General features: G+C 31.5%; 10 protein-coding genes. 1 reads left to right on the top strand and 9 read right to left on the bottom strand.

The window, feature by feature from the left end; all coding sequences use genetic code 11:
• Nucleotides 1–57: 57 nt before the first annotated feature.
• The 4 genes from ACZ5N4_RS10955 to ACZ5N4_RS10940 all read right to left on the bottom strand — a co-directional run bounded on the left by ACZ5N4_RS10955 (nt 58) and on the right by ACZ5N4_RS10940 (nt 3,436).
• Nucleotides 58–1,104: a serine hydrolase domain-containing protein gene (locus ACZ5N4_RS10955; RefSeq protein ID WP_464209851.1), complete on the bottom strand. Its 1,047-nt coding sequence runs from the start codon at nt 1,102–1,104 to the stop codon at nt 58–60.
• Nucleotides 1,105–1,174: 70 nt separating this feature from the next.
• Nucleotides 1,175–1,999 (bottom strand): MerR family transcriptional regulator, encoded by an 825-nt coding sequence (locus tag ACZ5N4_RS10950; protein WP_464209849.1) that lies wholly within the window; start codon nt 1,997–1,999, stop codon nt 1,175–1,177.
• A gap of 224 nt (nt 2,000–2,223) precedes the next feature.
• On the bottom strand, nt 2,224–2,649 hold the full coding sequence (locus ACZ5N4_RS10945; RefSeq protein WP_464209848.1) for a gamma-glutamylcyclotransferase family protein: 426 nt from the start codon (nt 2,647–2,649) through the stop codon (nt 2,224–2,226).
• Between the two features lie 181 nt (nt 2,650–2,830).
• Nucleotides 2,831–3,436: a GNAT family N-acetyltransferase gene (locus ACZ5N4_RS10940; protein WP_464209847.1), complete on the bottom strand. Its 606-nt coding sequence runs from the start codon at nt 3,434–3,436 to the stop codon at nt 2,831–2,833.
• A gap of 995 nt (nt 3,437–4,431) precedes the next feature.
• Between ACZ5N4_RS10940 and ACZ5N4_RS10935 the strand changes: the two genes are divergently transcribed.
• Nucleotides 4,432–5,166 (top strand): alpha/beta fold hydrolase, encoded by a 735-nt coding sequence (locus ACZ5N4_RS10935; protein WP_464209845.1) that lies wholly within the window; start codon nt 4,432–4,434, stop codon nt 5,164–5,166.
• An 883-nt stretch (nt 5,167–6,049) separates the two neighbouring features.
• Here ACZ5N4_RS10935 and ACZ5N4_RS10930 read toward each other — a convergent pair.
• The 5 genes from ACZ5N4_RS10930 to ACZ5N4_RS10910 all read right to left on the bottom strand — a co-directional run bounded on the left by ACZ5N4_RS10930 (nt 6,050) and on the right by ACZ5N4_RS10910 (nt 12,560).
• The gene (locus ACZ5N4_RS10930) at nt 6,050–7,279 is read right to left on the bottom strand and encodes an MFS transporter (protein WP_464209843.1); all 1,230 of its coding nucleotides are present in this window, start codon (nt 7,277–7,279) and stop codon (nt 6,050–6,052) included.
• 206 nt (nt 7,280–7,485) lie between these two features.
• On the bottom strand, nt 7,486–9,123 hold the full coding sequence (locus ACZ5N4_RS10925; protein WP_464209841.1) for a hypothetical protein: 1,638 nt from the start codon (nt 9,121–9,123) through the stop codon (nt 7,486–7,488).
• Entirely contained in the window at nt 9,123–9,914 is a 792-nt protein-coding gene (locus ACZ5N4_RS10920) for an ABC transporter ATP-binding protein (protein WP_464209839.1), read from the bottom strand. Before ACZ5N4_RS10920 ends, ACZ5N4_RS10925 begins: the two co-directional genes overlap by 1 nt.
• A 386-nt stretch (nt 9,915–10,300) precedes the next feature.
• The gene (locus ACZ5N4_RS10915) at nt 10,301–10,651 is read right to left on the bottom strand and encodes a PqqD family protein (RefSeq protein ID WP_464209837.1); all 351 of its coding nucleotides are present in this window, start codon (nt 10,649–10,651) and stop codon (nt 10,301–10,303) included.
• Nucleotides 10,638–12,560 carry an OPT family oligopeptide transporter gene (locus tag ACZ5N4_RS10910; protein ID WP_464209836.1) on the bottom strand — a complete coding sequence of 641 codons (1,923 nt, stop codon included), beginning with the start codon at nt 12,558–12,560 and terminating at the stop codon, nt 10,638–10,640. The genes ACZ5N4_RS10915 and ACZ5N4_RS10910 overlap by 14 nt, the downstream gene beginning before the upstream one ends.
• Between the last annotated feature and the right edge of the window lie 174 nt (nt 12,561–12,734).

Genomic DNA, 12,734 nt, shown 5'->3' with positions numbered 1-12,734 from the left:
AAACGGTTTTCTTATTTTTTTCTACTTTCATCTTTGCCAGACTTGGTGGTAATAAGTTTAGTCTATTACAGCTGGAATAATATGTTCCTTAATCAGTGTCCACCTATCACGAGGATTCATGATGAATTCTGATGCAATTGCTACGACTAGGTCTTTTTCTGGAATGCAACAAATGACATTACCGCCATCGCCTAGTGCTAAATATGCAAAAGCGGCCTCATCTTCACGTAACCACCACAGATATCCATATTTAGCTATTGCCTCCTCAATCTGTGTCTCAGAATGAGGAGCTATAGATTCGTCAATCCATGTTTTGGAAATAACCTGATTATTGTCCCAAATGCCACGGTTCAGATACAGAAAACCAAAACGTGCCATATCACGGGGAATTAGCGTAAGTCCCCATCCTCCTGTGGAGTTACTGTTTGGGTCTTTAACCCACCCTTTTACGTTTTTTCCGAATAAATCTTCAAAACCAAATGATTTCATTTCATAATCCGGAATTTCTTTCATGCCGATGGGTTTAAATAAGCGTTCGTTGGCAAACTCACGGGCACTTTTTCCTGTGCTACGAGTGATGATGGCTGAAAGTAGGTGCGCCCCTGCAGTGGAATACTTAAAAGTTCCAACATTTCCTTTTTGGCCAATCATATCTAAAGTATACTTCACCCAGTCAGGTTGTATACACATCTTGTCCAGCGGTTCGTGCCAATCCTCAAATGAATAGGGAGCCGTCATAGTGAGAAGATGGCGTATGGTAATTTCTCTTTTCTGCCTATCAGCAGCATCGGGAACATATTCGGGAAAAAAATCCAGCACTTTCTGGTCTACATTTTTAATATATCCTGCATCTATGGCAATACCAATGAGGGCAGATATTATACTTTTCGTTACAGATGCCACATGGTGCGCATCATTTGGGCCATAGCCATTATAATATCTTTCATAAGCAATATATCCATTTCTCACGACAACAATACCGTTTATATTGCTGTACTTGGATTTTATCATAGGTTCAAGCTCTGAAAGCTTTTCAGAGTTCATTCTCAAGGTTGACGGGTCTACGGCTTGCCATTTTGTAGTTGGCCAGTAGTTTCTTTGCATTATAGACACCTCCTAAAAGACGTTTTTTTGTTTTGTTTAGTGAGCGTTAAGGAAAAGTCAGGTCTTGCTACTATTTTTTCCTTACAGGAAAATACACTTCGGTAACAAGCTCCTCGGGAGCAGCGACTTGATTGGGGTCGGTTACATATACTTCATATGGTGATTTCACCAATTCATATCCTTCATTTTCTATCCATTCTCTCAGCTTAGTATATACCGATGTTAATTCTGGATATGAACCCTTTAAAACAGATTTCGCACAAAGGTCTCCAGGTAAATCTCTTGTCCCCTTTACAGCCTCTTCTATCGGGATGGCAAACTCTGTATCATTGCCGGCAGGATTGTATTCAGAGCTGTGATAAATAGTCATTGGTGTACCAAGCAAGGTGAGTTTTTCAGTAGCAATCTTTTTATATAGCTTACTAAAATATTTTCCATATCCTGCAGCATAGTCATCACTACTCATCATCCGACGAATGTAAAGGATATTCATTGGCTGGGTTTCAACAAGTTGTACTTCTATATTGTAAAGGTATGACATAATTGGTATACCCTTCTCTAAACTTAAAATATCATTACTCATTTGTTTTAGGGTATATTCAAAAGCATTTAGCTTTTCCTGTATTTCCCTTCTCTTGAGATTAAGGGCAGAACAAAGCTTCTCTTCTGATTCATCCTCTTCCAATTCCAAAATGGCTTTGATTTCTTCCAAAGAAAAATGGTAAGTTTTTAAACGATTGATAAAGAGCATCTTTTTTAGTTGACTGATGGAATAATATCTATAACCGTTTTCAGGATTGATCTCATCAGGATTAATTAATCCAATTTCATCATAATATCTAAGCGTTTTTGTAGATACTTCGCATATCTTTGAGAATTCTCCAATCGATAGCAAGAGGTCCCCTCCATTCTTCATATTTTTATACGGATTAAATGCTTTAAGTATCGATACTTTGTACAATTCTACTGTATACCTTACCGTAAGGACAAAGTCAACCGCAAAAATATTGGTGCTGCTTTAGTGTATAAGTCAATTTGGGGCTGTACTTATCTGTATAGGGTTATAAGTCCGAAAGTCAACTTATACCCCGGGATATGTTAACTTTCTAGTTAGTTTCCCTATACAAATAAAAAATCATCAAGAATTTTTACATCAATACCATTGCCAATGTATCCTTGTTTTAAAGTTTCATAATATCTTTGACTTGGTTTTCCTAGCGCTCTGTCTCCATTCATTATATAAACCATAGCTTCTAGTTCTTCACCTTCAAACTCTGCTTTTATAACTTCTTTACGGTAAAGCAGAGGATATTCTTCATATACATCTAATGCTTCTTCGTCAGAGGGCTTTATTTCCCATATAACAACTGGTACTCTTCCATTTTTATAAGGTTCTATTGTAGCAAAGGCCTCATCATCATCTTTTCTAAAAACAAGCTTCCATCCCAGTATGCTGCCTACTCCTTTCACCTTTGCTGTTGGACATCTATGTGACATATGCTCAAGATTCATATTTGATCCGTAAGCTATGTAATATTTATTCAATTAAAACCCCTCCTACCTTCATGTTTTAGCTTTATGAAAAAATGCTCTTTTTAAAATTATGGCTCTGTTTAAGAATAATGTTGATAATATAAGGTTTTTTAAAGGAACTCCAAAAGGAGTTCCTTTAGTTCGTGTTTTTAGAAAAATGTGAATTAAATATCTAATTATTTTATGCCATCTATCATAATTGAGTATCGGTAATATGTTTTTCCTTATACGGAAACTGTTTTTCGAAAATATTTAATTCTTTATCATCTACTTCGAAAACAGAATCCTCATAGTACTTACCTGAAATTCCTTTAAGCGAACCTTCATACAACTTAAGTACCATGAATGCTTCAAAATTGGCACCCCAAGATGTTTGAATATTATACTTCTCAGCATTTTCAAAACCAAAACGATGATAATAGTTTGGATTACCAAAAATAATAATTGCTTTATAGCCTAATGTTCTTGCAACATTAATAGAATGCTTTATAAGTAAAGTTCCAATACCTTTACCTTGATAAGAAGGCAATACTCCAAGAGGACCCATGCACAAAACTTGAAACTCTTCATTATCTTCATTAATTATCTTTGCTTTCGAGTAAATAATATTACCAATAGTTACTTCTCCATCACACGCAATAAAATCCAACTCTCGAATAAATGCACTTACTTTTCTAATTTTATGAACAATTAAATGTTCAACACATCCTGGTTTATATACATCCCAAAAGGCCTCTCTAATTATATTTTCTACATTTCTAAAATCATTTTCATTTTCTAATCTAATTGATATATTCATTTTTAATATACTCCTTTGATATGTTATTTTTTTACTTAACCAATTTTATGGTGATAAAAGAATAACACGCAAAGTTATAATATATGTTCCAATAGTATCTTTGGCGTGCTATTCAAAAACCACCCTTGATACACTGCTCTTTTTGTTCATCACGAAAACACTTCCTTTCTTTACATAATATAAAAAATATGAAATAAAAATGACCTGAAATTTGTTTAAATACATTTTCATTAATGTACATCGATTTTCACAACATTTTTTAGCATTTCTTATAAATGAGTACTGTTCCTTTCATTAATTAAAAGTATCACCCATGCAAGAACCGGTAAAAATGCAAGAACTAAATATATCATACCAAATTTGTTACCTAATAAATACAATACACCTGATAAGCCAAGGAGGAACATAGTCCAACTAAGTTTGTAGCTATTAAAACTATAACTTAATATGTTAATGCATTTATTTTTTTTCAATATAAACACTTCCTTTTTATATTTAAATATTCTAAAAATAAAGCTCATTATCATTGATGAAACTCTGACAATAAAAATTAAATTAACGTATTTGTAAAATTATAGGACATTAATCTAAATATTATTACGGCTTGTATTATATACCATTTAGCAATATTAAACAAGTTAATTTTAATAGTTACGTCATAATATCTTACAGATATGGCTTTATGTATTAATATAATTATATAATTTTTACCAATACAAATAAAGGAATTTTATTATAGCAATAAATAGTTCTACATTCTTTTATCAAGAGTGCAGGACTTGTTAGCTTTACAATATGAAAAAAAGGCGACATAACTATTTAAAATAGGAATATGAATGATGGGCTTTGAAAATGAATTAATATGGTGTTAACAAAAGAAATGGTATCCACTTTTATACAGTATTATCATTTTAGTATATTATATATGTTATAATTATAAAGTTTTCTCATTGAAAATGTACATTATGATATAAATTGTTAAGGGGGAGTTTCTCATGAAAAGCTTTTTTGTTAATAATGGACCAATAAAAATACATGTGTTGGAAAGTGGTGTTTCTTCTAGTAAAGCACCATCACTGCTTGTAATTAGTGGAATTTGGGAACCGGCTGAAAGAGCAATGCCGATACTTTCAGGTATTGCTAGTCATGTTGTTGCATTAAGTTTGAGAGGACGTGGTCTAAGTTCAACACCTGAAACTGGTTACAGTCTTGATGATCATCTTTCTGATATCGAGGCAGTTGTTAATCACTGTAAACTTCAAAATTATTGTGTTCTTGGATTCTCAAGAGGTGCATCCTATGCACTTGGATGGAGCTTGAAAAATCAACAATATATGTCTGGACTTATTCTTGGTGACCAACCTCCAATACATACTAAGTTAAGTTCTAAACATGTTGAATTTTGGTCTAGCCTTGAATATTTAGGAGTTCCAATACTTAATTTTATTCGCCGTACAGCGATTGAGGGGCTTGAGAAAGAAGCGAAAGAGGTTGACTTTTCTTCTAGAATATCACAGTTGAAAATTCCAGTGACTTTATTTGTTGGTAGAAACAAAGAAGCTAAAATACCATCCGATATCTTAGATGAGACTTTACAATTGTATAAAAAAGAAATACCATCTTGTGAAATTATTAAATTTTCAAAATCTGGACATATGATTCCTGATGAAGAACCAGAAAAGTACATTGAAGAAATTGCTTCGTTTATAAATAAAATAAATTGCAAATAGTGCTTAATATAATTCTGTATATAAGTAAAAAAAAACAAATCGGCCATGAAATCACCGTATTATTTTGAACATTCATAACGATTTCCGAACGATATCACCCTGAAAATATTATATAATAAGTATAAGGAAAATTGCCTAATGGTTGTAGTGGGGATTACATACTGTGTGGCAACAATGAAGCACTTGGAGAAATCTGAGTGCTTATTACTTTAAAATACACAAAAATGTAACAATTTAGTTATAATTATGTAATAATTAGAAGTTATAATAATGATTGTCCTAAACCGTTGTAAGTATGTAGGATAAATTCCCTATTCCTATGATACAATACATTTGACCAAGCACTGGTGTAAAAGCCGGTGCTTATTATTTTACAAGTTGTTAAAAAAGTATATGATTATTTAATAGCAATGACATATTGGTGTAACATTTAGTATTTATAATAATAATTGTTATCCTAAGTCATACACACTTTTAGGAGACGTTATTTATCCCTTTTACAAATTCCTATTTGCTAAAGCACTGGTAGAAATACCAGTGCTTATTTATTTTTAATGGAATGTAACATTATAATAAATTAATCATATATAGATACAAAATAAGTGAAAGGCAATGAAAATAGGACAAGTAATAAAAGAACAGCAACCTGATATACATAAGAAACTAATCTAAATCAATGTGTGTAATTCTACTTTTGCATATTAGCTCTGTCACAATATTACCTATTCTATCTATAGCACAGAGTAAACTTGTTCTTAATATTATAAAGTGGTTTTTAAATTGTTTATAAAAAGCTTAACTCTCAAAGCATAAGCTTTTATCCATTAGCTAACAAAAAGCATCTATACAATTACAGATGAAATTGTATAGATGCTTTTATAACTTAAGCTATATTAATATCAAATTTAGTTTTTTTTATATTATCATAAGTAGCATCATATAGATATTCTTTTATATTGTTATGTATTATAAATACAAACACTAACGATACCGCTAAACATACTGGAATAGCATAAAAAGCATTTTTAACTCCTATAAATTTATTCAAATATCCCATCAATAGATTTATAACTGTACTTAATATTGATGCAAGAGTTATTATAGTTCCTGTTATATATGCTGTATTTTCTTTAAACACCTTATTTACAGTAAGTATTACTGTAGGGAACACAATGGCAAAGAATATTCCTGATAAGGATATAAACATTACTCCACCTATTCCCATTGAAATACCAAAGAAATAAACAACCAAAGCAGATATTAACGAAACCATAACTGATCTTAAGTATCCTGTCTTCTCTACTATAAATCCACCTATAAATCTTCCGATAGCAAAAGTAGTAAAGAAAAGTGCTGCATAATATGAGCCTGAACCCTGATCGAAATTAAATACTTTATTTGTGTAATTCATAAACCAGTTTCCTGTACACCATTCTGCTCCCATATAAAATCCTAAAGCTATAGTGTATAAATATATAAGTTTATTACTAAATATTTCTCTTGCATTTATTTTGCTATTTTTATTTTCTTCATGAACACTAGGGACTTTTACAAATAAAAAGGCAATTAACACTACTAAAACAGCAGCTGCTACAAGTACAAATATTTTTCTCCAATCCATTCCTCTGCCTATCATTATTCCAACAAATCTCTGACCTGCTGCTGAACCTAACCCATAACAGAAATGTGTTAAATTCATTAAAATAGCCTGATAACTAATGAATAAAACAGGTGCAATAGTATTGGCTCCTATACCTATTAGCGAAACCCCGATAGAGTTAACTACAGTTCCCATTATAACCATAGTGAAAGAGTTAGCCTGAGATAATATTGTAAGACCTGATAACATAGCTATCATTCCTAAAATAACTACTTTCTTTTGTCCGATTTTTTCACAAAGAAATCCGCCTATATATGTAAATATTATATATCCTATAGAGGCTGCTGTAATCATATATCCTACATTTATGTCATTTACTGAAAAAATCCTTTTATAAGTAGGTATAAAGGCCCCTTTTAAATTGTCTGTTATTGCCATAACCACCATTATTAAAAATATAAATGCTATGGCAGGAATATTCAGCTTCTTATTATTAGCTGTTTCCATATTCATTTAGTCTCCCTCCTAGATGTATTTTACTTAGACAATTATATATATCTTGAAAAAATTATTCAATATCTTTCACCGTTCCCCAAATTTTAATTAAATTTAAAATATTCAGCAACCATACTTTATAAAACAAAAATGTGGTGAAATTCACCACATTTTACTGAATCTTTTCATTTTCTATTTGTTTTATTAGTTTAAGTACCTACATCTTACCCCAACTTCTCCAATGATATATTAAATGCTTTTTTCCATGCAAACACATCTACAATAATCATAACTACAATGTATACATACACTGCATAGTTAATGGAAGTACAAGCATAATGTGCTGCTGCTAAAACTCCAAGTAAAAGCATAAGTGGAAGTACTACTAGACCCTGACTCTGACTAGAAACCCCAAAAGCTTCCGAAAAAGGTAATGCCTTTTTTAGCGTCCTAAAGCAAAGCACTGTAAAGAATAATATATTTAGAAATACCACAATTAAATCTGGGAATATCCTTACTCCAAATATGTACATAAATATTATGCATTCAACAATATATACAGGAAACAGCAGTCTAGAAATAAAGGCTTTTAATGTTCCTCTAAATATGTCTGCAACACTTTTAATAGGAATAGCTTTATAAACCCAGGCTCCTTTGTATCCTCCTGAATATTTCATCATCATAACTATTGTTGGCATTACTATTGCACAAAAATATATATTTAAATACAGCCTACTGGAAACTATACCATTCCATCCTAATGCTTTTAATTGATTAAATATGAATATAAAAGGAAAAATTATAGCAAAGCCTAAGGAAGGATATACCTTGAGCTTAAATTCCCTTTCGTTTCTCATAATATTAGAAGCAAATCTAAAAAATATTCTTTCCTCTCTGCTTAAACAAATTATCTTTAATAATCTGTCAAATATTTTTATGTTTTCTTGTTTAGATTTACCACTATTATTATTTAGTTTTTGTAAGCTTCTTTCAAAAGTCGGTATTAGTTTTATATATATGATTATTGAAGCTGCAGGTACCAGCACTGCAAGTATTGAAAGTATTATAAAATAAATATTATGATTACCACGTAATATTAATTCAAAAGGAGCTCCAAACCATATAGGCATTATAAAATACTGCCACCATTTTGGAGTAAACGCCATATGTATATTAGTAAAATCAAATAATCTTCCTATAAATTGATAACCTACAGTTATAGTTATAGATAAAATTATTTGAACAGAGTTTATTATGTCCTTTAGCTTTTCTCCATCAAAAAACTTTAGTATCAGCAAATATAACAAAGCTGTTAGAACTACTATAAATAAATCCATAAGAATTATTTCTAATAAGAACATTATAAAGAATAAGATCCCATGTCTATATAAAGCTACGGCGAGTCCTACACCTGATAATGAAAAAGTGATAAGAACCATATAAGTTAATACATGCAAAATCTTTGCCATACTTAAGGTTTTACTATTCACCGGTTTTGAAAATATAATATTCTTATCTCTGACATCTAAAAGCACTGAAGAAAAATCAGAAATTAAAGTAGTTGTAATCATAAACATTAATATTCCAAAAACAAGACTCATTTGAAATATAAAATTTTCTTTTGCCCAAATTATAGGGGCTATAATTAAACCGACAAGTGCATAAAACAATAAAGATTTATTAAAGCTATTTTCACTCTCACTTCCATTTTTTGATGAATTATTCATTATGGTAGAAACCCTTCTTCTATCCATAATGAGCTTTATCTGTAATATCTTTCTCATTACATCATAATCTACGCCAATTTTTTCAAAAAAGCCTTTAAACCTGTCTAAAAACTTCAATACCTTAAAGTCCTTCATTATTTTTCACCTCTAACTATAGATACAAACTCCTCAGCTATTGACTTGTACTCTTTAAATCCAGTTAGCTCATTAAATATATCCTCCAAGGACCCATCCTTGCATCTATGCTTTAATTCATCAAAGCTTCCGTCAACAGCTACTTGTCCACTTTTAATTAGTATTATTCTATTACTTATCTTTTCAACTACGTCCATTATATGGGATGAGTAAAATATAGTTTTTCCTTGTGCCATTAATTCACTTAGTATTTCTTTTACAATCATAACACTATTGGCATCTAATCCACTTAAAGGCTCGTCCCAAAACAATATATCAGGATTATGCAGCAAGCTTGATATTATGAGCACCTTTTGTCTCATACCTTTGGAATAAGAAGTCATTCTAGAATCATATACCCCTTCTATCCCGAAAATTTTCATAAGCTTCTGTGCTTTTTGATCAACATCCTCATAATCTAAGCCATACAGCTCCCCTATAAAGGTCAAGTATTCCCTTGCTGTAAGGCTATCATATATTTCTGCAGTTTCAGGAACATATCCTATTTTTTTCTTGTATTCTATATTTCCATCTGATATGTCCTGTCCTAAAATCCTGACTTCCCCTGTATATCCTTCTATAAGCCCAAGTAATATCTTTATCGTAGTACTTTTGCCTGCTCCATTTGGTCCTATATATCCTATAATCTGACCTCTGTATACATCTAAATTTATTCCATTTAACACCTGTTTTTCACCAAAATTTATTCTTAAGTCTCTTATGTTTATAATAGGTTCTTTAGTAATTTCCATAAATATCTTCCTCCGTATTCTCTTATTAGTCTTTTATCTGTAGAATTTCAGACCTTTTTAACAAAGGTCTTATTCCAGTAGTCACACACAATTATACATTAAAGTAAATTAAACTGCAAAATTACATATTTGGTATAATTTCCTTGTGTTTTCTGTTTAGACAGCAAAAGCCTATAGGCCTTATCGTTTTAAGGCTTATAGGCTTTTTATTTTACTTTATAAGAACCCTTTTGTTTTTTATAAAACAAAAATGTGGTGAACTTCACCACATTTTACTGAACTTTTTCGCTTCCTATTTTGTTTACATACCTCGAGAGTACTAATGAAAATAGAGAATTGGCTAATAAAAAAGATGGCAGCTGAAATGCAGCGCCATCTTCTATATCTTAGAAATTTGTTTTTTCTATATAGTGACAATTAACGTCGATATGGTTTAAGAATAACAATAATCTTTCATAAAGCGGGTGTGCTTTGTCACCGTACTTTGTTTCTAGATTTTCTCCAATATCTTTTACTGTTTTCCTGCCATCTATTTGTAAAAATACATAACTTCCGTATTCATCCAGAGTAATTTTTTTATATTCTGGAATTCTGAATTTAAGCTTTCTAAAGAACTTTTGTATCTTATGATCTTGTTTTTCAAGTATAGTTACAATATTGTCTTTGGATACTTCATATTCTAAGGTATCAGAGATTTTAAATATTATACTTAAAACCTCTTCGTTATTGTTTAGCATTTTTTACCTTACTGTTCACTATAGGTATTATAGTAGCTATTATTAGAGCTACTAATATTATAACTGCCATTCCATTAGAAGCAGTGAATCCACTTGGTCCAGCTCCTTTTATAACACCTGACACTTGAAGTATAATACCTACAAGTCCTATTATAGAGCCACCGGCAACAAGTCCAGAAGATAAACTTATACCATTAGAAACTTTAGCTTCTTTTTCTTTATCAGTTTTAGAAGTTCTCTCTATAAATACGCGAACTAATGCACCTATTAATATTATTGAAGTTGTAGATATTGGTAAGTAGAATCCTATAGCAACTGTCATTACAGGAAGATTTAATAAGAATAAAACAACTCCCATAACAGCACCAGCAATTACCATAACCCAAGGTAATTTACCTGACATTATACCAGCAGTTAATGTTGACATTAAGTTAGCTTGAGGTAGTGCAAATGGAACGTTATCACCAGTCATTGCAAGTTGGCTAGAAAGTAGTAATATAGTACCAACAACTACTGTAACACCAGCTATACCAGCTATAGCAAAATATTTTTGCATTTCATTTTTGTCGCCGCCTATTATGAAAGTAACTTTTTGTGATTGAGAATAACCACCAGCCATAGCTATAGCAGTAACTATAAAGGTACCAAATAAAAGTAATGATCTATTACTTTCAGGATTTTTCCATCCCATTGCAACGAATAATAATGTTACAACAACTATAGAAGCTATAGTCATACCGGATACAGGAAGGTTCGAAGTTCCTATAGTACCAGTTAAACGGCCAGAAACTATAACAAATAGTAATGATAAGAATAATGATAAAATAGAAGCAGCTATTGCCATTACTATATTACCACCAGATATCAAGAAACCGCCTATGAAACCTATTACTATACCACCAATTATTATTATGTTTCCAGCAGATGAACTGCCAGCACCATTTGAAGACTTAGCATTAATAGTTTCTTTTATGGAAGATACTATTGTAGGTATAAGCTTTATAGCACCTATTAAACCACCAGAAAGCATCATACCAGCACCGATATATTTTACATAACTACCAGCTATATGTTTAACCTGCATAGCGTTAATAGCAACATTAGGATTATTCCATACAGTTGCACCGTCTTGTCCAAGAGCAGCGAAATAACCTATTAAAGGCATAATAGCGAAGTTAGATAATATAGAACCAGCAAACATAGTTAAAGAAACATCTAAACCAACTATGAATCCTATACCTAATAATAGAGGGTTAACTTCAACTTCAAATTTCCACTTGTAGAAAGTTTCATTTACATAGCTTATAACATTGTTAGCTACATTTAAAAACGAACTAGTTATAACAGTTATAATACCGCCTATTCCAAAGCCTATTCCCATGTACTTCATTGATTCTCCAGCACCTTCTGAAGCAACAAGTGTTTCAGATATAGCCATTGACTCAGGGTACATTAATTTACCATGTTCTTCAACGATTAAGTAATTATAAACAAGAGAAGCTATTCCTATACCGAATAAAACTCCACCTACACCAACAACAAAACCTTCTAAGAAAGTAACTTTAGAACCTATTAGAAGAACTGCTGGTAAAACAAATATTATACCACTTGCAACTGATTCTCCACCACTTGCCATACCTTGAAGTAAGTTTTTGCCAAGGATACCTTTTTGCTTAGCAAATGCAGCTATAAATGCGGAACCTATTATAGAACCAGGTATACCAGCAGCAACTGTAAGTCCTGATTTCATACCTGAATAGGCAGTTGATGCTGCGAATAGAGCAGCTAAAATAATACCAATAATTAATACAGCAGTGTTTCCACCAGATTTAGAACCACTGGAAACATAAGGAACGTAGTCTTTACCAGCTACTCCCCCATATGCATCTTTAGATAACTTATGATCCATAATGCGTACCTCCTTTTATATTTAGTAGACACAATTATAACACAATTATTATTAGAAAGAATTTTGCCAATTTTAAAAATAAAGAAACTTATTTGTTAATAAAAATGCAATATTACCACTAGCTAGAATTATACAATTTAAATTTAAAGGGCATAGAGCTTTTTGTAACAGTAT

The organism is Clostridium nitrophenolicum (assembly GCF_055391695.1).
Note: the sequence above shows the minus strand (reverse complement) of the source record. Positions and strands in the feature narration are given on the sequence as shown.

Excerpts from the sequence above, each read along its gene's own strand:
- ACZ5N4_RS10955 (WP_464209851.1), bottom strand. The coding sequence starts at position 1,104 with ATGCAAAGAAACTACTGGCCAACTACAAAATGGCAAGCCGTAGACCCG.
- ACZ5N4_RS10940 (WP_464209847.1), bottom strand. The coding sequence starts at position 3,436 with ATGAATATATCAATTAGATTAGAAAATGAAAATGATTTTAGAAATGTA.
- ACZ5N4_RS10935 (WP_464209845.1), top strand. The coding sequence starts at position 4,432 with ATGAAAAGCTTTTTTGTTAATAATGGACCAATAAAAATACATGTGTTG.
- ACZ5N4_RS10930 (WP_464209843.1), bottom strand. The coding sequence starts at position 7,279 with ATGAATATGGAAACAGCTAATAATAAGAAGCTGAATATTCCTGCCATA.
- ACZ5N4_RS10925 (WP_464209841.1), bottom strand. The coding sequence starts at position 9,123 with ATGAAGGACTTTAAGGTATTGAAGTTTTTAGACAGGTTTAAAGGCTTT.
- ACZ5N4_RS10920 (WP_464209839.1), bottom strand. The coding sequence starts at position 9,914 with ATGGAAATTACTAAAGAACCTATTATAAACATAAGAGACTTAAGAATA.
- ACZ5N4_RS10915 (WP_464209837.1), bottom strand. The coding sequence starts at position 10,651 with ATGCTAAACAATAACGAAGAGGTTTTAAGTATAATATTTAAAATCTCT.
- ACZ5N4_RS10910 (WP_464209836.1), bottom strand. The coding sequence starts at position 12,560 with ATGGATCATAAGTTATCTAAAGATGCATATGGGGGAGTAGCTGGTAAA.